18 protein-coding genes are annotated in these 18,349 nt (G+C 49.5%); 11 read left to right on the plus strand and 7 right to left on the minus strand.

The genetic code is table 11. The annotated features are described in order from the left end of the window. Positions 1–3: 3 nt before the first annotated feature. Complete coding sequence (gene tcyL / locus AC2IBB_RS15080; RefSeq protein WP_011397554.1) at positions 4–672, minus strand: cystine ABC transporter permease; 669 nt, start codon at positions 670–672, stop codon at positions 4–6. Beyond that, complete coding sequence (gene tcyJ / locus AC2IBB_RS15085; RefSeq protein ID WP_486333655.1) at positions 669–1,469, minus strand: cystine ABC transporter substrate-binding protein; 801 nt, start codon at positions 1,467–1,469, stop codon at positions 669–671. Before tcyJ ends, tcyL begins: the two co-directional genes overlap by 4 nt. Before the next feature lie 295 nt (positions 1,470–1,764). Here tcyJ and AC2IBB_RS15090 point away from each other — a divergent pair, with 295 nt between their 5' ends. The 5 genes from AC2IBB_RS15090 to AC2IBB_RS15110 all read left to right on the plus strand — a co-directional run bounded on the left by AC2IBB_RS15090 (position 1,765) and on the right by AC2IBB_RS15110 (position 6,980). Further along, the gene (locus tag AC2IBB_RS15090; protein ID WP_486333656.1) at positions 1,765–2,703 is read left to right on the plus strand and encodes a HEAT repeat domain-containing protein; all 939 of its coding nucleotides are present in this window, start codon (positions 1,765–1,767) and stop codon (positions 2,701–2,703) included. 112 nt (positions 2,704–2,815) lie between these two features. Continuing rightward, positions 2,816–3,322: a hypothetical protein gene (locus AC2IBB_RS15095; RefSeq protein ID WP_486333657.1), complete on the plus strand. Its 507-nt coding sequence runs from the start codon at positions 2,816–2,818 to the stop codon at positions 3,320–3,322. A gap of 463 nt (positions 3,323–3,785) precedes the next feature. Next, positions 3,786–5,774 carry a methyl-accepting chemotaxis protein gene (locus AC2IBB_RS15100; RefSeq protein ID WP_486333658.1) on the plus strand — a complete coding sequence of 663 codons (1,989 nt, stop codon included), beginning with the start codon at positions 3,786–3,788 and terminating at the stop codon, positions 5,772–5,774. A gap of 324 nt (positions 5,775–6,098) precedes the next feature. Beyond that, entirely contained in the window at positions 6,099–6,356 is a 258-nt protein-coding gene (locus tag AC2IBB_RS15105) for a YjhX family toxin (protein WP_127970261.1), read from the plus strand. 72 nt (positions 6,357–6,428) lie between these two features. After that, positions 6,429–6,980 (plus strand): GNAT family N-acetyltransferase, encoded by a 552-nt coding sequence (locus tag AC2IBB_RS15110; RefSeq protein ID WP_486333659.1) that lies wholly within the window; start codon positions 6,429–6,431, stop codon positions 6,978–6,980. A gap of 294 nt (positions 6,981–7,274) precedes the next feature. Here the strand turns inward: AC2IBB_RS15110 and AC2IBB_RS15115 are convergent, their stop codons facing one another. Continuing rightward, the gene (locus tag AC2IBB_RS15115; RefSeq protein ID WP_486333660.1) at positions 7,275–9,203 is read right to left on the minus strand and encodes a M66 family metalloprotease; all 1,929 of its coding nucleotides are present in this window, start codon (positions 9,201–9,203) and stop codon (positions 7,275–7,277) included. Positions 9,204–9,852: 649 nt separating this feature from the next. Here AC2IBB_RS15115 and AC2IBB_RS15120 point away from each other — a divergent pair. From AC2IBB_RS15120 to AC2IBB_RS15140, 5 genes are all read left to right on the plus strand, one after another. Beyond that, a complete protein-coding gene (locus AC2IBB_RS15120) occupies positions 9,853–10,431 on the plus strand; it encodes a hypothetical protein (RefSeq protein ID WP_486333661.1) in 579 nt (192 codons plus the stop codon). After that, positions 10,412–11,269 (plus strand): hypothetical protein, encoded by an 858-nt coding sequence (locus AC2IBB_RS15125; protein WP_486333662.1) that lies wholly within the window; start codon positions 10,412–10,414, stop codon positions 11,267–11,269. Before AC2IBB_RS15120 ends, AC2IBB_RS15125 begins: the two co-directional genes overlap by 20 nt. A gap of 105 nt (positions 11,270–11,374) precedes the next feature. Next, the gene (locus AC2IBB_RS15130) at positions 11,375–11,812 is read left to right on the plus strand and encodes a hypothetical protein (protein ID WP_486333663.1); all 438 of its coding nucleotides are present in this window, start codon (positions 11,375–11,377) and stop codon (positions 11,810–11,812) included. 338 nt (positions 11,813–12,150) lie between these two features. Then, positions 12,151–12,690, plus strand: a complete 540-nt coding sequence (locus tag AC2IBB_RS15135) for a hypothetical protein (RefSeq protein ID WP_486333664.1) — start codon at positions 12,151–12,153, stop codon at positions 12,688–12,690. A gap of 219 nt (positions 12,691–12,909) precedes the next feature. Next, complete coding sequence (locus AC2IBB_RS15140; RefSeq protein ID WP_486333665.1) at positions 12,910–13,410, plus strand: hypothetical protein; 501 nt, start codon at positions 12,910–12,912, stop codon at positions 13,408–13,410. 275 nt (positions 13,411–13,685) lie between these two features. On the opposite strand, the gene AC2IBB_RS15145 is transcribed toward AC2IBB_RS15140, so the two are convergent. From AC2IBB_RS15145 to AC2IBB_RS15160, 4 genes are all read right to left on the minus strand, one after another. Next, positions 13,686–14,354 carry an HAD family hydrolase gene (locus AC2IBB_RS15145; protein ID WP_486333666.1) on the minus strand — a complete coding sequence of 223 codons (669 nt, stop codon included), beginning with the start codon at positions 14,352–14,354 and terminating at the stop codon, positions 13,686–13,688. Between the two features lie 207 nt (positions 14,355–14,561). After that, the gene (locus AC2IBB_RS15150; protein ID WP_486333667.1) at positions 14,562–15,065 is read right to left on the minus strand and encodes a hypothetical protein; all 504 of its coding nucleotides are present in this window, start codon (positions 15,063–15,065) and stop codon (positions 14,562–14,564) included. A gap of 266 nt (positions 15,066–15,331) precedes the next feature. Further along, complete coding sequence (locus AC2IBB_RS15155; RefSeq protein WP_486333668.1) at positions 15,332–16,081, minus strand: hypothetical protein; 750 nt, start codon at positions 16,079–16,081, stop codon at positions 15,332–15,334. Next, entirely contained in the window at positions 16,078–17,226 is a 1,149-nt protein-coding gene (locus tag AC2IBB_RS15160; protein WP_486333669.1) for a hypothetical protein, read from the minus strand. The genes AC2IBB_RS15155 and AC2IBB_RS15160 overlap by 4 nt, the downstream gene beginning before the upstream one ends. A gap of 471 nt (positions 17,227–17,697) precedes the next feature. On the opposite strand from AC2IBB_RS15160, the gene AC2IBB_RS15165 reads away from it, so the two are divergent. Then, positions 17,698–18,342 (plus strand): hypothetical protein, encoded by a 645-nt coding sequence (locus AC2IBB_RS15165; RefSeq protein WP_486333670.1) that lies wholly within the window; start codon positions 17,698–17,700, stop codon positions 18,340–18,342. Positions 18,343–18,349 lie beyond the last annotated feature (7 nt).

Raw genomic sequence — 18,349 nt, forward strand, 5'->3', positions numbered from 1 at the left:
CAATCAGGCGTCCTTTTCATGCAGGTTGACCCGGGCTTCCAGGCGGTTTTGCAAGTGCGCAAGCACACTGGCGAGCACCCAGTAAATCAGCGCGGCGGCCAGGTACATGGTGAAAATTTCGAAGGTGCGGGCGGTGATCAGTTGCGCCTGCCGGAACAGTTCGGGCACCTGAATGGTCGCCGCCAGGGCGGTGTCTTTCACCAGTGAGATGAAACTGTTGCCCAGCGGGGGCAGGGCGGTGCGCGCGGCTTGCGGCAGTATGGTGCGATACAGCGTCTGCGTGCGGGTCATGCCGATGCTGGCGGCGGCTTCCCATTGTCCCCGGTCGATGGAGGCGATGGCGGCGCGCAGGATTTCCGCCGCGTAGGCGGCCATATTAAGAGAGAAACCAATCAGCGCGGCGGTGAGCGGTTCCAGACGCACGCCCAATTGCGGCAGTCCGTAGTAGATCATGAACAGCTGCACCAGCAGTGGGGTGCCGCGGAAGAAAGAGATATAGACCCGGGCGGTCCAGTCCAGGGCGCGGAAACTGGACAGCCGCATCATCGCCAGCGTGAAGCCCAGTATCAGGCCGAAAAACATACCGCCGAGACTGAGTCCGACGGTATATCCGGCGCCTTTCAGCAGGAATGGGGCGGAGTCCGCAATCAGCTTGAGGCTGCTTTCGATCATTGCGTTACGTCAGCCTTGAACCATTTCTCCGACAGTTTTTGCAGCGTGCCGTCTTCGCGCATTTTGGCGATGGCGTTATCGATCGCCGCCAGCAGCTCAGGGTTGCCTTTACGCAAGGCGACGCCGGCTTCCTGACGAGAGAATGGCGCGCCGGACAGAGTGAGGGCGTCGCCAGTCTTGTTCAACAGTTCGAACGCGGCGAAGCGGTCGATCAGAATGGCGTCGATGCGGCCGAAACGCAGATCCTGATATTTGGTGGGGTCGTCGTCGTAGGTTTTCACTTCCGCCTGCGGTGAGTTTTCCCGCAACCAGGTTTCATAGTTGGTGCCCAGGCCGACGCCTACTTTCATGCCGGCCAGATCGGAAGGGCCGTTGATTTCGCTTGCCAGATCCTTGCGGGTCAGCGCCTGAATGCCGGACACCGTGTAAGGGGCGGAGAAGTCATATTTCTTTTTGCGTGCGTCGGAAATGGTCACCTGATTGATCACCACATCCAGGCGCTCGGATTCAAGCGCAGCGAGCAGACCGTCCCATTTGGTGGTCTGATATTCCGCCTTCACGCCCAATTTATCCGCCAGCGCTTTGGCGAACTCCACTTCGAAGCCCGTGAGCTGGCCGTTTTCATCCTGATAGTTAAATGGAGGGTAAGTGCCTTCCAGTCCAACCTGGATGGAGCCCCTTTTTTGGATGCTTTGCAGCAGGTCTTCTGCGGCGAAGCTGGGGGTGACTAACGCGGAGGCAAGGGCCAGACCCAGGCCGCCAAGTACAAGAGTGCGACGTAAGCGATTGAATTTCATAAAAGCCTCCCATGGCCTGTGATAAAGATCGGACAATTCTAGGTGTCTTCTTATATGCAATAAAATAATTAAAAATTATGTACTAATTCGTTTTATGAATATTGTTTCTGCGATTTCGTGACAATGTCACATTTTTGCGTCCAAATAGTTAACTGCCCCCTGATCCGCCCCTTCGTAAACTGACTCCATGCTGATGACAGGCAACGATAAAACACCACGTTGTTGCAAAGGTTTCCATTAGGCTGCGCCGCCAGTTTGTTGCGGAGCCCATGGATCATAAATGCAGGAGGCAGCTATGAAAACCATTCATTTTTCCATCGCCATCGTTTTAGGCGCGGCGATCAGCGTCGCCGCCATCTATTTATTCGGGGAGCGCGCAAAGCCGGTTAATGAGCGCGTTGAAGTCGCCTCCGCGGCAAGCGTCAAAGCGACTGCGTCTGAACGCGCCACGCCAGCCTATGTAGTGGAAGAAATCCCGGCGCCAGAGAGCGAAACCGCGCCTGCGGACGGAACCATCGCCGTCACCGCTAACGGCTTGGTCACAATCAATGTGAACGCTTATCCACTATCGTTACTGACTAACAAACTGGAATCGCTGACCGGGGTGCGGTTTTATCTGGATGACCGTCTGCAGGATGGCAAGCTGTCCTTGTTGGTGGTCAACGAATCCATTGCCGACGCCATGAAGCGCCTCTCTCAGGCCTATAATCATGCGGATCTTTATCACGGCGAGTCTCTGGCGGCGATCAGTCTGTATCCGAAAGAGCAGATAGAGCTGACGGAGTCTCTGTTGTTTCTCAACGCCAGTCTCTATGCGTCCGCGCCTGCTGAGGCGGTGGACGACAATCCCGTCAGCCAGTATCGCACCCGTCTATTGAGCGCGACGCCTGATCAGGTGGGCGAGCTATTCGATCAGGGTTTGCAATCCAGCGATGCGGATACCCGCGCCATGGCGCTGAGCGCTTTCGCGGAGCGGGGGGAAGCGGCTCCGTTCGACCAGCTGAGCCGGCTGGCGCGGCAGGACCCGTCGCCGCTGGTGCGCGCCATCGCTTTCAATCAGCTGATGAGCCAGCAGGATATCGACGCCACTGTCAGACGGGATCTGGCTCTGGCCATGCAAAGCGACAGCGATCCCTTCGTCAAAGAGCAGGCGACTGCCATTCTCAACTCACTCTTTTCCGCAAGCCGCATAGCGGCCTTGACCGACAGCGAGCAGCAGGGGCAAACCCCGTAGCGCTCCAGTTCATCCGAAATTCACAGAGCACACATTCCTGCGTCGCCTTAGAGGTTATTTGACGACGGAGGGCGGTGGGCGCTTCAACACGAGCAAACAAGAGGGCATTACTATGAAAACCAAAAAAAGACTCATCTCCTTGACCGCTGGCGCGCTATTGGGCGCAGCCTCCGCTTTCAGCTTCGCGGATGTCGAATCCAGCGCTTACTACCTTAACCCGGTGGTTTATGCTGATGGCGCGGCGCATGCTCTGCCGATCACTTCAGGCGGCGGAACCATCGCTTATGTTTATGTCAGCAACGTGGACACCCGGGCGGTGTTCTTCAACGCGGAATGCGCTGTTCAATCCGCGGATAACTACACTTGGTTCGATATCAATCTGGAGGTGACTTACCCCAATGGAAGCGTCTCCATCATTGCGCCATCAAACAGCGACAATGCGTTCTGCACCGGCCACGGCGATAACATTCTGGGGACCTGGAGCAGCAATGAAACCCATGGGACCTTCTATGCCTCGCAAACTGGATGGTATCGCATTCGCGTGATCGGCCAATTGATGGGCTACACCAACGGCGAACGGGTGCGCATGGATGACATGTCCCTGATTGTGATGGACTAAGGCGGGCGACTCCGCAGCGCAGCAAACCGCCGCTGAGCGGCGGCAAAAAGTGGCGTCGGGCTATCGATGAAAGGCCGTTGTAAGGTCGATATAAAACCATTGTTAGAGCCTGATGACAGAGAAAGGACGCAGCCAAGAAAGAGAAAAGAGAGAAAGGAACTCTGCATAGGGAGATCTTTGGAATTGCAGCAGGAGGCGCAATACATGCAAGGAACCGCAAAAAATCAGAAGAGGTCGGCTTGCCGGCCTCTTCGTGTGTATCAGGCCCTACGCAAGCTCCCCGCGCTATCAAAACGACGCTATGGAAAAGCCCGCGAGCGACGGCTTTCTCCGCGGCTCCTGCGCCGTAAAGGGGAAAATCTGGAATTTAGTGCTATATCTTATAGTTAGTCGCGATGCGGCTTTCGCATCCTGAATCGACCCAAAATATCCAGTAACCGAGGCGCACATTCGGGGAGACGTCATGTCCATACGTTACAGATACACCTTGTTTTTAATCGTGTTTCTGGCCATCGTCGGCGTATTTACGGCGTTAGGAATACAGCATTGGGTGGCGCCCACCCTGGTGCAGGGAGAGCAGCGGAATATCGATGGCGTGCTGCACGCCCTGGTTCATGAGATCCTGTCGGAGCTGTCCGAAGTACAGGCGCAACAACGGGTGATCACCCAGACTGTCCCCTTACTGGAAAGCGACCAGATCGACAAGCAACTGGGCGCAATGATCGATCAATACGGCAAGAAGCAGGTGTTTGGCGGCGGCGTCTGGCCGTTGCCGCGCAAACGGGACAGCAATGTCGTCAAGAACAGCACTTTTATCCATCGCGACGGCAGCGGCAAGCTGGTCACCAACACCTATTGGAACTCACCGGAATCGCAAAATTATTACGAGCAGAGCTGGTACAAAAATGGCTTGAACGCGCCGCGCGGACAATGCGCCTGGGCGGCGGCCTATCGCGACTCCGCCAGCCCAGAGGCGCGCACCAACTGCTCCATGGGCATTATGGCCAATGGAGAAGCCTACGGCGTCTCCACCATTGACGTGACCCTCGGCTTCTTCAACAGTCTGGCGGCGGAGAAGGAAAAAGAGCTGAAAGGCCAACTGCTGATCTTTGAACGGGACGGCAAGATTCTGAACAACAGCAGCGGATTGCAGGGCGATGCGATTCTGAAGAACGTCAGCGAGCTGGCGTCGCAGTCCGCTTTTCTGGCGGAGGTCAAAGACTACCTGGGCTCCGCGTCCAATCAAGAGACTTATTCCAGCGAGTATGAAAACGCCAAAGACGGCGAGGATTATTCCTTCTTTGTCCGCGACGTGCCCGGTACGCCCTGGTTGCTGGCGGTCAGCATTAAAAGTTCATTGCTGAGCGCGGCGACGGACTCGGTGATGTCCACCCTGGCGGCGATACAGATTCCCATTGCGCTGGCGATCGTTTTCTTCGGCTTCCTGGCCTTCACGCAATTGAGCAAACGTTTGGGCGTGCTGCGCGCCAATATCGATATTCTCAGCACTGGCGAAGCGGATCTGACCAAGCGTATTCAAATCAGCAGCCACGACGAAGTGGGCAGCGTCGCGGAGTCGGTGAATAAATTCATCAAGTACCTGGCGGCCATGATCGGTGAGTTGTCGGTATCCAGCAAACAGATCTCCGGCATTGTGTCGGAGGTGGAAAAGCAGAGCAGAGAAAACTATCGCATGATGAACAAGCATGCGGGTGAAACTGAGCAGGTGGTCACCGCGGTCACGGAGATGGCCGCCACCGCGGAATCTGTCGCCAAGAACGCCACGGAAACTTCGACGTTCACAGAAGAAGCGAGCCGCTCTGCGCAGAAATCCAAAGAGACGGTGTCGCGGGCGCGGGTGAGTGTAGTGGATCTTAGCCGTCGGGTGTCGGAGGCGGTGGAGAACGTCAACACCATGCGTCAGGAAGCGCAGTTGATCAGCAATGTCATCAATGTGATTCGCGGCATCGCCGAGCAGACCAACCTGCTGGCCCTCAACGCAGCCATCGAAGCCGCCAGAGCAGGGGACCAGGGCCGGGGCTTCGCCGTGGTGGCGGACGAGGTGCGCGCACTGGCCGCCCGCACCCAGAACAGCACGGAAGAAATCGACGGCATGTTGAATCGCCTGGAGAGCGGCGTGTCTGTTGTGGTGAACGCCATGTCCGGCATGAAGGACAGCAGTGAAGTGGTGGTGAAGGACAACGAAGAACTCACTCAGGGCCTGGACAAAGTGCTCAGCTCTTTTGATGAGATCAACGACCTCAACACCCATATCGCCACCGCCGCCGAGGAACAAAGCCAGGTCAGCGATAAGATCAGCGAGAACATGTCGGAAATCTCCATGATCATCAGCGAGCTGACCAAACTGGCGCAGGATTCCGAGGCGTCCATGAATCAACTGTCCAGCGCCAACGAAGGGCTGAACGGTCTGGTGTCGCGCTTTAAGTTGTAACGCGGCCTTTCATTCTAACCCCAGTCGCCGCCGGAAAGCGCCTCCGGCAGGCTTGACGCCTGCAGGAAAAATAGGCTAACTTCCCCCGCCTGACGCAAAGCGTCTGTTTTCAATCAGAATTTTTTATTTCATCCCAGCTTGAAAAGCAGCGGGATGGAATTGTTTACCAGCCTTTCAAGAGGTGTATATGTTGGAGATAGCAGTAATCCGATAACCCAACCCCTGTTTTCTCAGGAGTTTCGGTTATCGATACGCGCATTTTCGTGGCGAGCATGAACGCATGCTTGCCGTGTCGCATATTTGATTACTGCTACAGGTTCCAACATGAACATTTCCAAGCCGGAACAACGGACGTTGCACGTCCTCGCCAAAGGCGGCCGCATTATATTTACACGTAATACCTCAGGTAAGGTGACATTCGTTGAATGCTACACCCGGGAGGGCTATGTGCTTGCCGACTGCACGTTGCCGGTCTTCACTAAACTCAAAAACAAACGCCTTATCCATTCAAAAAGCGGAAAGCCTTATCAAATCAATATGGCCGGGCTGAAAGCCGTACGTCCGCAATTGGATAATCAGTAGATCTTTATCCCTGGCGGCTGTGCACAGTGCGCCAGGGTCAGTCATATTTAGCTAGTAATAACGAGGCAGCATATGAACTACCTTATTCGCAATGAACAACCCGGCGACTTGGACGCCATCACCCGCGTCACCGAACAAGCGTTCCTGAACGCGCCCCATGCCAGTCATACGGAACAGCATATCGTCAACGGGCTCCGGCAGCGTGGTAAGTTGACCATTTCACTGGTGGCGGAAGCGCAGGGCGAACTGATCGGCCACATCGCCATTTCCCCGGTGACCATCCAGGGCCGTCACCGTTCCGGTCAAACCGATGCCGCTAATATTCAGAACTGGTATGGTCTCGGTCCGGTTTCCGTACACCCGGATCGACAAGGACAGGGCGTTGGTTCCGCGCTCATCCGGGAGGCGTTAAAGCGCCTGCAAGCGCATAACAACGCCGCTGGATGTGTGCTCCTTGGCGAACCCGACTACTATGGGCGTTTCGGCTTCAAACCTCATTCTGGGTTGGAGTTACCCGACGTTCCTGCGGAGTACTTTATGGCGCTGGGATTTGGCGGAGAGACGCCAGTCGGCGTGGTGAAATATGATGAAGCCTTTGAGTTAGAGGCTAACGCCTCCAGTTAAAGACCTTCGCAAACGGCGACTTAAAAAGCGTGACACTTTCCCCCAAGCTTGATTCCGCTCTTGTTATTAACATGGCGATTATATTGGCATGTTAATAACCAGGCGTATGGATGCGCCTGCGCGGCGGCGGGCCGCGGGAGACAGGGCCTGACATGTGCAGGCCCTGTTGTTGCGGACAAATAGAAGGAATCTATTTGTCCGCCTGATAAACAAGAAAACCAAGGCGAATAATTCGCTTCGGTTTTCTAAAGCTGAACGCCCAAGCATTGGGGGCAAGCTGTATCTGTCTAGCAGCTAAAGCTGTTTGACGACCAGCGCTTTCGCCGCCATAACGGCGGTGGGGCTCAAATTCCACAGCATGGGCGTGTCGAGCAGCTCAAGCTTTTTCACCTTCGGCGCGCCCTCGGGCGCCACCAGCGCTACCGCCCAAAACAGATAGCTGTCTTTACTGTTTTCATTCAGATAGTCGTCCTTCCACACAGAAGGCTGCCAATCCTTGCGGGCGCTTCCTTTTAACACTCGGTATGAGGTCGAGCCGTCTTCGTAGGTGATCTTGAGGGTGAAGTCACACCCCTGGCGTCGGCAGTAGTCGGAGTATTTGGCTCTGACGCCGCTTGAGATATCGGCGTTAATGCTGTTGAGGTCGTCCTGATTGATCGCGTCAACATACGCAATGGCGTTTCCCTTATACCGGATCGGGTTATAGAACTGCGATGCAGCGTCGGTCCCCGCGAGGCTGTACGTGACCATGATGAAGTCAGTGGTTTCATCAAACGACACGGGGAAGTGTTCCTTGATATGCCATCCCGCGTAGTGTTTGGTTTCTGGAACAAAGTCCGCCCAGTCGCCGTTGTCGTCAAGCACCTGAAAACCATCGTTGGAGGGATTCATTCTGGCGCGATTACGCACCCAGCGCTGCATTTTTCCTGCATTAAAATCAGAGAATAACGGGAAGTCGGCGTCGGGGTCTTTTTGCTCGTCCGCAGAGTGCATTGGGTCGAATCGATAGCAGCGTCCCTCCGGGGTTTTTTGGAAAACGCCTCCGCCTCTTTCTCCGTTACAGACGAAGTAGCGTGAAGTCGGTGCGGTAAGGGGAGAGCGGAAATAGCCCTTGTATTGATCATACCCCCAGACTGAACCGCTTAAACTGCCTTCCGCATAAGGGTAGTAGGGGCCTCTTAGATCTTTGCTGCCGCTCAACGAGTGTGGAAGCCCTAACGCATGCCCGCCTTCGTGCCAAAGCAGTCCGAGAGAGGGATAACCCATGGACGCCCCTGAGCCTGTGTATGCCACGCCGCCAAACCCTCGGGTTTTAATCGGGCCGGTTTTTGAGTGGTCGATGAGCATGGAAGGGGCGAAGGTGATTTTGTTCAGCACCATGTCCCCAGTGGCGTATTCGATGTGCCAGACCATATCCAGAATCGGCCTGGAATAGTCCGGGTCCGCCGCGGATTCCACTTTCTTCGCCGGAGCCGAGCCTGACGGAGGCGCAATCAGATAGTCCGATTCAAATACTCCCAAGGGATGGTTAACGATATGAGTCTTTGAGAAGGGCATTCCCGCAAAGCCCTGTCCGGCGGTGTCGGGGTCTGCGAACATTACTTTCAGGTCGTCGATTTTAAACGGGATATTGCTTTCGTTGACGCCGTAGATCAGAAAGGGCAGCGATTGAATAGTGAGATCCAATTCAGGATGCATGGCGGGCGTGACGGTTTCCGATGCGCTCTTACCTTGCGCGACGACGCGGATATTCACGCCTTTAGACATGTCGTCAGACGGAATCACCGCCGACCAGGCGTCGTCCGAGTAGGGCAGATCGTCGCCCTCAGTGGGAGGAAGGTCACTCGGCTTTGACAGGTTCAGGGAAGAAAGTAACTGATGGTTTTTATCATAAACGCGCACTTCCGCAGCCTGCACGGCCTCGTCGAAGGTGGCCAATACCAGGGTGTCTCTTTTTTCGACCAATTGCAGCTCGCCGGATTCTTTAAGGTCCCAGCTAAGCCCGCTCGGAGGAATAACGTGAGACTGGGCGAACTCAACCGAACGCAGCGAGGTCGGTTCCAGCGGGGCGTCATCATTGGATGAAGAATTATCGTCGGGCGCCACATCGCTGCTACTATCGTCGCTCGTATGAGTCCCTTCCGATTTATTGTCGTCGTTCCCTCCGCAGCCGGACAATTGTCCAGCTAATACTAACAAAACCATGATCATAGATAGCTTCATAAAAGCACCTCATCTATTTTCCGAATCAGTTGTTTAGCGGTGTAAGACCCCTCTACGGCGCCATCGCTGGCGTCAGTGCGAAGTCATGAGTTTTATTTTTCTTTGAATCGTCGGCGTGTTGACTGTGAGGGCGTCTGACTATGCAGGGAGAACCGTTGTCGCGTATTCCTGATAAATACAGGATCGACAGGCTCTCTGTGTCGGCGGTGTGGCGTCACTCCCTGATACTTTTCCAAACACTTCCTCGAAGCGCGTTAATAGGAAAATACACTGCTCCACCTGATAGATGTGACGCCATCATCTGCATTAAGGAGTAGTTTACTGGTACAACGAAACCTTAAACCGGTAATCCATTGCAATGGAGTGACCCATTAGCCGCTTAAACTAATCGTGACAAGTTTCACCTACAACCCTCAATCACAACAGATTCTCCCTACCGTGACCCAGCCCGCAAAGTTGAAGAAAAGTGCGGTGCGATTTTGGTGCGTAGTGGTTTTTTGTTTGGGAATCAGTGCACTAGGATGGGGCGTGGCGATCATCGCAAAGAAGACTGCTGGGGGCGGTGGCTTCTGCTGACTCATTTTTATCAGCCTTCGCCTTATCTGATGTTGTTGTTTATTAGCTTGGAGCTATGCAAACGGTGACCTTCATGACAGAAGCACGTTGTCGGATTGGTTTTCCGCTAAGCTTAAATCAACAGCGAGTGAGCGCTTTACGTTCTTTTCCACAGGTGAAAAATGCCTGCTTCTCGAAGTTGAAGTATCAAGATGAAGGAAAGATTCGTATTGCCTTGATTATTGAGTCCACTGAAGCCTCAAGAGAGGGGCGGGGATGTGCTAGCCCGATGAGTGAGAGAGGGGGTGACATGCTGAGGCAGCAGGAAATTCTGGCGCTTGAGCTCATTTTCCGTGGTGAAGATGATCTAAGCCAAGCAATCAGAGAGCGCATACATGAGGCAAAAAGCTTTAATTGGCAAGAAACAGGAGTCGGCTTTTACTCAACGATAAAATTGAAGCCGCCGCTTGCCAGGGCGCCCGACATGCACATGTGGGAATATAATTTTAGACACCCTGATTTTCCTCATGGAGGCTCATTTATGTGCTCTGTAATTAGTGATAATGAATTGGAATTGGAGGCAGTCGCATTGGGTGGAGCCTGTTGGCCATATCCGACTGCCCTGGAGCAATTTAAAGAGCTGAATGTTAGTCATGATAATAGAAAAAGGTAATATTGAATCGCATGATGACGAAGTGTTTTATCGCGGAAGATTACTGGATGGTGTTGTTATAGATATTACCAATAATAAGGCTGAAAAAAAGGTTTTCAGAAAAGGGAAAATGATTGGAGATTACACTCCGCCATTTCCACTCTATGAAACCAGTATTCAAGAAGTTAATGTTGCGTGCTTAGAAGGAATAGAAGAACCGTTTTTTTATCAAGGTGAACTTTATAATGGCATTGGATACTATTTTTATGATGGTGAGATTTCAATGGTTATTCAGTACGAAAACGGGGAGGCTTTATCACGAGCAAAATATTTTAATAAACTTCTTGTTGAGTTGGAGCATTTTGATATAGAAAAAATCTTTTTTCAGGAATATGTTTGGGAAAAAGAAGGGCGGTTAAAGTATTTTAGAATTTATGCTGTGAATGATTTTAAGTTTTCAATTTTTTTTGACTTAAATAATTGCTTGTCATCTTTAACGGTGCGTGGTGACTGTTTTTTAAAGATGGAGTTGTATAAGGATAGGATATTAATTGATGGTTTTAAGGGGCCGGAGTTCTTGAAGTTTATTAATGCCGGGGATGATCTGACATTGATGGGGCCTAATGTGACGGATGATATTTTTTTTAATATTCTTAAAGGTGATGGACTGAAAGATACTAAAGCGCTTAAGTTGTATGGTGTTGGCGTGACAAATTTTGGTTTTCATCAAGTTTTTAATCTCCCAAAACTTTCTAGTCTATATGTGGAGGCTGACGTTTTAAGTAGAGAAGAGTTGGAGCGGTTTAAGCAGGCGCGTCCAGAATGCTTTGTGAAATTTAATCGTGAAGTTTTGAGATAAAGGGGGGGGCATGATTGGAGCCCTATATTGTTAGTATTGCGATTTTCCACTTCATATCTCCCTGTAATGCCTGGAGTCTGTTCTTGAAAATGAGGGGTGAACCTAATGATTTATGACGCCGTTCTTGTTGTTAAAGAAAAACTTCATTTAGAAGATTTACGTGAATTTTTACTTGGGCATGGGTTTTATGAGGGGCGTGATGTCTATCATGATGCTGTATTTTATTTTGAGTATGGTGATGACACTGTTGGGGTGAGATATGATGCTTCGATGGGATATGATAAATATGTTAATAGAGCGGATTATAGCGACTTTTCGATTTGGGATGAATGCCTTGGAAAGTACAGTATTGTTCTACCTTTAGTTATTCCTAATGCGACTGTTTATATGCCTCTTTATATTTATTGCGCGGCTATTGTTGCTAGTGAGTGGCAGCTCCTTCTTGATGATGTTGATGGGGAAGTTTATGTTGGATTTGAAGCTATTAAAAAACTTTATATTGAGAGAAATAATGGGGAAATTGTTAGCTTGAAAGAAATTTGACGAAAACTAGTAATGCTCTGAGTCAATCAAGTCGCAAGTCGATGAGAGCGCAATGGCGGGGAGGAGCCTTACATTTTACATCCAGTCCAACTCGGTCTAGGCTGAAGATTAATCTATTATTTGTAAAGGCGTGGGGTCATGGTTAACCCCCTAATGCTTCAAATTCAGCGTTGCGCGTTACCCATCCTATCTCCCTGTACTGCCTATGAGGACGTTTACCACTAGAGCTGTCTTTTTGATCTGTTAAATCGCTCCTTATGCCAATTCTCTATTATCACTTGTAGCTGTTTACTAGTCGATATCCTAGACTGCAGTGTAATTGAGGAATTAGATGAAAAATGAGCATTTATCAATTTTTGAAAATTTATGAAGAAGGATCATCAGGGGCTTTGGGTGGTGCTGAGCTGCTAGCTAAGTTAGAGAGTATTGATGCTGACTTGGAGGTTGTAAACTATATCATAAGCGAAATTAGAAGCTTGATAGAGGAAGTGGACCCATCAAAGATGAGAGTGCTACTGAAAGCCGCTTATATATACCGCCTATCAGACTTTGCTGAGCCAATATCCCAGTTACTGCAAAATCTGGCTAGTCGGTCGGATGATGAAATTTATACATGCATTTGTGAAATAGAATTCTCTTTTACGGTACTTGGTTTGATTGGATGTGAGAGCGCATTGCCAGTGTTGGAACTATATTCAACGAGGTCCTTTCATTGGGATGACCTGTTTAATATAAATAAGGCTGCTATGTATGCAATCGCTGGAATCTGTGGCGATGCAGCTGATGAAATACTTGAAAAGCTTAGTAAAAGCGAAAATGAGAGTGTTAGATATGCTACTCTAATGGTTTTAAAGAGAAGAATTGTTAAGCGTAGATAGGGGGTAGTTAAATCTGTTTGTTTTCAGAGCTTTCTTAAATAAAATGGTAAGTTATGATGTCACAATTAGATAAAGTTGTTGAACTTCTCGAATCGGGGTGGGTGATTTTATCTATGATCCTTGATGATTTGGATTACATTTTACGCCCAATAAATCCGGGCTGGACAGAAGGTTGATCAATACTTCTGTGCCATCTGAAATTTTTAAGGAGCTTAAAAAATGAGTGATATTGTTGGCGATAAAAACATATTTGCTATTGAATATGAGCTCAGTCCAAAACTTGGGATTCCTGTAGGTAACTGTATATTGTGGATGAGTGGGAGAATATATGGAAGTCGCGATGCGTGTGTTTATTTGACTACAGTTAGCGGATTTTTTTATTCTGTAATATCTCAAGTTGAAATATTTTCGTTACCTGCAGGGTATAATGGAAAGGATGATGAAGAGATGTATGGGGTATTTCAAGAGCAAGTGATGGACGAAACTGGGACGTATTTTTTTATGCCCGTCTATGGCTTTGATGATAAGTTTGAGGGTTACTTTTATGTTTTTGAAGATTCTCTTAAGGTGTTATGGAGGGATAAAAGGTTGCCAGAAGGACGAAGGGATGAGATATATTCTTCTGTAATTCCAGTTGGGAATTTTGTGGATGTTGGAGAGAAGTTTTCTAGAGCTATAGATGATATTGTTTCGGAAAGAGCTAAAACACCTTTTAGCTAGAGAAGGAGCGGCCTTACTTTTTCCTCCTGCCCAGTTTGGTTTAGGCTGATTTCTAATCCAACAATTTTAAAGAATTGGAATCATGGTCACCCCCAACGTATCGAATATACCGGCGCACCTTACCCTACCACGTCTTGCTGTAGTGCCCGTGAGGATATTTATCAAGAGCTGATTTTTCTTGATCTTCCGAACCGTACCTGTGATCGATACCATCTACTCCGTCCTCTCAGAATGATTGCGCTTCTGGCTAAAAATCTAATTGTTAGAGGCTCCTTTTAAAATAAGCTTGAGATAGACGATCTTTTATTTTTAATGACATCTATAACTTCGACAATATTGTTGATAATAATTTCATTGAACTTGGGTTTGTCGACAGATGTCGGGCTGTAGTATGCGGACTTCATCTTGGCATTGAATGCCGCCTCGATGCCAACATAACTGTCTTCTACAACGAGACAGTCTGCGGGGGATTTATTCATACTTTTTGCCGCATGTAGAAAAATATCCGGTTCAGGTTTCCAAGAATTTATTTCATATGAGCTGAAAATATTGTCTTTAAAGTAGTCCAGCAATCCAGTTACTCTCAGCGAGAGTAGGATTTTCTCAATTGGAGCTGAAGATGCCACACAAAAGGGAATGTCGAGCGCTTCTAATAACTCTAGTACCCCATTGTTAGGCTTTAAATTTGTTGATATTAGCTGATTCATCCTGTGTCGATACTTGACTTCAAATTCTTTTGGAAGTGTTGTTCTGTACTGTTGTTCTATGGATTGGATGATCCTCGCTAATTTCATTCCACGATAGTTGTTTAAGAGCGTTGTCGGGTTGCTTTCTAAGCCTAGTAGAGCTAACTCCTCGTGTAGAGCTAAATTGCATAAATGTTCACTGTCGACGAGTGTTCCATCACAGTCAAAAATAACCAAATTCATTTTTCTTGGTGCCATTCTGTCAATCGTTTTCATTTGAAGCGATATAATATGTATGTCTACTCGAAAAAGGCAAAATTGGCTTTTCCGGGTAGCCTGAAGTGCAAGTCACAGCGCACCATCCTGTATTCCTTCACGGTAAGTTCAGAAAAATCTAACCCTTTGCCTGTTAAAAGTCGCTTCAGCAGCAGCTTGATCATAGTAAGCCCAATAATTTCTTAACTATCAGGCTTTTCGAAGCGCAACCATCGACATAATCCGCTTGGCGTCTTCGTACATGCGTTGGTATCTCAACTCCTTGTCGCCCACTTCGGAGGTCAAATTGAAATTGAACGTCAGGTAGTAACCAGCGCCCAATGGATAAGCCCAGTAGTAATTGAGACCTCGGCCGACGCCTTCGCCGCGAATGCCGTAGTGCAGCCAGTTGGCGCTGTTAATTTCTTCTCTGTAGTAGACTTCCGGCAGATGGGTGACTAACGCCAGTTTTTCGAGTGGAGTGTAACCTTGGGCGCTCATTTCCTCTGGGTGTTCAAATGCGTACCGCGCCTCCCAGTTGGCTCCAGGTTTTCCGTCTTTATTTTTCTCAGTTTCGTAGTAGTCCCATAGATCCCTTCTCAGGTATGTCTCCAGGCTATCGAGGTCTCCCTCAACTAGCGGGAACTGGGGTTCTGCACGGTTAACGTCGATGGTGACGCTCATGTCGCTGAGTTTGCCGAAATGGCCTTGCAAGAATAGCCCCCTGTAAGCCCACCATTCGAATTCCATTTGTACAAAAGCCCGGTTGAACCTTTGCATGGTTTCATATGAGTTAAATAGACTTGGCTGCAAATTAAGCTGCGTCGGTTTTGGCCTTCTTGGTCTCCCAATATCAATTACATTTCCGGGAAGCTTGTAGTGCAAGTCATAGCGCCCGATCCTGCATTCCTTCGCGGTCAGTTCTGAAAAATCTGGCCCTTTGCTTGTTAAGGCAAATTTGAGTAATTGGTCGATCATTATCAGCTCTTGTAAAGCTCCATCATGGACATGATGCGCCTTGCGTCATCGCGCATGCGTTCGGACCGCATAGAGCGATTTCCTATTTCGAGCTGCATCCAGAAACTGATGGTGAGGTAGAAATCCTTGTTTAGGGGATAGGCCCAGTAGTAGGTATGGTGGTGTCCGGCCATGCCTTCCGAGTTGATGTGGTAGGCGAGCCAGTCGGCGCCATTGATGCGTTCTTTGGTGTAGGGATCAGGTAGTTTCACCAGAAAGCCTGAGACAGGCGTGTCGCCCATCAGAACTTTGTTGTTTTCGTAGTGCTGTCTGGCTCTCAGGTTTATGCCGCCGCCTGTTTCGTCTGTTTCGTAGTATGTCCAATATTCTTGTTTCAGGTAGGACTCTAAACTATCGAGGTCGCCTTCTTTGATTGGCGAGTGGGGCATGGTGCGATTGACATCAATGTCCATACTCAAGTCGCCGAGTTTGCCAAGATGACCTTGAAGGAATACACCTCTATACGCCCACCACTCAAAATCCATTCGCACAAAAGTACGATTAAACTTTTGCTCGTTTTCATAGGAGTTGAATAAGTCTGGCTGCAAATTGACTTGTCGAGGTCTGGCTTTTTTGGCTCTTCCTGTATCAATAACATTCCCGGGCAGCTTATAGCGCAACTCATAGTCGCCAATACGGCATTCCTTCGCGGTCAGTTCTGAAAAATCCGGCCCTTTGCCTGTTAAGATCGACTTGAGTAGTTGATTGATCATAAAAGGCCTAACTCTTTCATAGTTTGTTTTGCCAGTCTTTCTGCTTTCTTGTGATAGCCGTTCATTTGTAAATGCCGTATAGCAGACTCTCTACCAAGGTAGGGAAGTGTATGCGGGCTAGCCTCAATAGGACGTTTATCTCCAAGCACGAGGGTTGCGCTACACAGACCTCGCCAGAGCGAACCGGGAGATAAATCGTTGAAACCTAGAAGGTTAGGCACAAAGTCACTGGGATGATCGCGGCTTATTTCATCTATTGTCATTCCTGCTTTGTTGAAGGCGTTCTCTGCGCGTTTCTTATAGTTTCCGCCTGCATGAATAGATACCTGTTGCCCTTCTAATTTGACTCCGCGCATATTCACCAGTTCAACCGCTCGGGTCAGGATAATGCCGCCCTGGCTATGAGCCGTCCATTTCCGTTTTATGCCTTTTTGCTGGCTCTCTATCAGCATGACGGCAAGGAATTCAGCGATCTTTGTGGAGGATACTCTATCTGCTATGCATTCAAAGATATCGAACTTTCCCCGAGTGGGATTGTAAATCAGCGTGTAGGCTCTTGCTCTGTCCTCCCAATATGCAGTATCAACATGCACTCCCATCAACCAAGTGGCTTTTCTGAGGTCATTTGACATGCCGTTAATAGCGACATGCTCTGTATTAATCGTTTTAACAGATAAGGGACTGCTCCATGCATCACGTAAATCTCGAATCTGAACTGGATCTAACTCTTCATGCCACCTGACCCCGGACCTGCGTTTAATTTCAAATAGCTCCATTTGTTGCATGTTAACTGGAGTCTCTAGAGTTGTGGCTCCTCGCTCTAATGTCATCCGATTAATAACAATCATCTCGGGATTCACGCTGTACATAAAACTGATTCCGCCTGAGCAGATCTTATGACGCATGAACATGGGCGCTTTCTGAAAGCCTCTGCTGTTCCAGCCATAGCCGCCGTCGCTGGTTAGTTTGAGGGCCTCTTTGTATACCTGGGTTTTCTCATACAGATTCAGGCTGCGCATAAAGACATTTGCTTCTCTGGTGATCATCAGCTTTTTGCCAGCCTTGGGAGTTTGAGAGTTCCAGGCAGGGAGCGGGTTTTCCAGCGGCAAGAGTTGATGCTGAGCAGGGAGGTTGTTGTTTTGCATTTCGCTTTCCTTAGGTGTGCAAGAGAAGCAATGATTCTAGTAATTTAACCAATAAAGGCAATTTGTCTTTTGTTCGAGGCTGTTTGGTCTAAAAGACAGCTTGCAAATAAGTGGTGAAAAAGTTCGCTAATTATCATGAAAATAAAAGGAAAGTACGGCTTTTTCGCGAAAGGATGGACAGGTGGCGTCAGGTTCGATTAGGCAACAATACTTGTTTTTATGGGCGGGTGGAAATGGCGTCAGTAATTGAACAGGGTTTCTAGGTCAGGCGCATCCATGCGTCTGGTTATGAATATGCCAATACCATTGCCATGTTAATAAAAACGATAAAGGGTTTTGTTTAGGGTGGACGCTAACTTAAGCAGAAAATACCGCGCAAAAGAACGAAGCGGAAGGTTGACGCTTTGAAGTTGAGCTGGGATTAATAAAAAAGTCTGAACACCGAATTCAGCAGGGATCAGGGATTTATTTATGGCATTAATACATGTGCAAAACGCGATTAATATTGCTGAGCAGTGGCATCAACAGAACCGGCGGATTACATGGTCTCCGCTAGTCATGCCGCCTCAGGTCATGGGGCGTCGCTGGCGTTATACCAGCTCCATGGAGCGCTGGGCCAGAGGGTTGGATCATAATGTTCCCAACCCGCTGACGATGGGTCCCAATCAGATAGAAATATGCTGTTTTGAAATGCTGTTTCTGGCCGCCGCCGCAGCCCAGGCGCCGAGACAATTTTTCTCTGATCGTTATAACCGTGCGCATACCGCCAGAGTGATCAATGGGCGTAACTGGGGCGTGCAGATCATGCGCAACATGTTTCACAACGATACGTTCTATCCCTGGCCTGCGCCATTTCCCGGCTCGCTCAATCGCGGCGACGTCGTTGTTTTTTCCTACCGCAATCAACCTCTCTACAACGGACACTACCAACTGGGACACGCCGTCCTGCTCACCGGCCAAAGAGACGCTTTTGGCCGACACATCGCCATGAGCTTTTGCGGAACCAATACGCAGCCAGTCACCCGGGTGGAAAGAGTGACCGTTGAAGAACAGATTCTTAACGGCGGCGACATGGCCAGGGCGTTTTATGGTCGACCCGCCTGGCTGGGGGCCTAGGGCGTGT

The organism is Hahella sp. NS-SX17 (assembly GCF_057367735.1).

Coding starts and splice junctions, on each gene's coding strand:
- AC2IBB_RS15155 (WP_486333668.1), bottom strand. CDS start 16,081: ATGATCAATCAACTACTCAAGTCGATCTTAACAGGCAAAGGGCCGGAT.
- AC2IBB_RS15095 (WP_486333657.1), top strand. CDS start 2,816: ATGAAAACCAAAAAAAGACTCATCTCCTTGACCGCTGGCGCGCTATTG.
- AC2IBB_RS15140 (WP_486333665.1), top strand. CDS start 12,910: ATGAGTGATATTGTTGGCGATAAAAACATATTTGCTATTGAATATGAG.
- AC2IBB_RS15165 (WP_486333670.1), top strand. CDS start 17,698: ATGGCATTAATACATGTGCAAAACGCGATTAATATTGCTGAGCAGTGG.
- AC2IBB_RS15145 (WP_486333666.1), bottom strand. CDS start 14,354: ATGGCACCAAGAAAAATGAATTTGGTTATTTTTGACTGTGATGGAACA.
- tcyL (WP_011397554.1), bottom strand. CDS start 672: ATGATCGAAAGCAGCCTCAAGCTGATTGCGGACTCCGCCCCATTCCTG.
- AC2IBB_RS15125 (WP_486333662.1), top strand. CDS start 10,412: ATGATAATAGAAAAAGGTAATATTGAATCGCATGATGACGAAGTGTTT.
- AC2IBB_RS15100 (WP_486333658.1), top strand. CDS start 3,786: ATGTCCATACGTTACAGATACACCTTGTTTTTAATCGTGTTTCTGGCC.
- tcyJ (WP_486333655.1), bottom strand. CDS start 1,469: ATGAAATTCAATCGCTTACGTCGCACTCTTGTACTTGGCGGCCTGGGT.
- AC2IBB_RS15115 (WP_486333660.1), bottom strand. CDS start 9,203: ATGAAGCTATCTATGATCATGGTTTTGTTAGTATTAGCTGGACAATTG.
- AC2IBB_RS15130 (WP_486333663.1), top strand. CDS start 11,375: ATGATTTATGACGCCGTTCTTGTTGTTAAAGAAAAACTTCATTTAGAA.
- AC2IBB_RS15160 (WP_486333669.1), bottom strand. CDS start 17,226: ATGCAAAACAACAACCTCCCTGCTCAGCATCAACTCTTGCCGCTGGAA.
- AC2IBB_RS15105 (WP_127970261.1), top strand. CDS start 6,099: ATGAACATTTCCAAGCCGGAACAACGGACGTTGCACGTCCTCGCCAAA.
- AC2IBB_RS15135 (WP_486333664.1), top strand. CDS start 12,151: ATGAGCATTTATCAATTTTTGAAAATTTATGAAGAAGGATCATCAGGG.
- AC2IBB_RS15090 (WP_486333656.1), top strand. CDS start 1,765: ATGAAAACCATTCATTTTTCCATCGCCATCGTTTTAGGCGCGGCGATC.
- AC2IBB_RS15110 (WP_486333659.1), top strand. CDS start 6,429: ATGAACTACCTTATTCGCAATGAACAACCCGGCGACTTGGACGCCATC.
- AC2IBB_RS15120 (WP_486333661.1), top strand. CDS start 9,853: ATGACAGAAGCACGTTGTCGGATTGGTTTTCCGCTAAGCTTAAATCAA.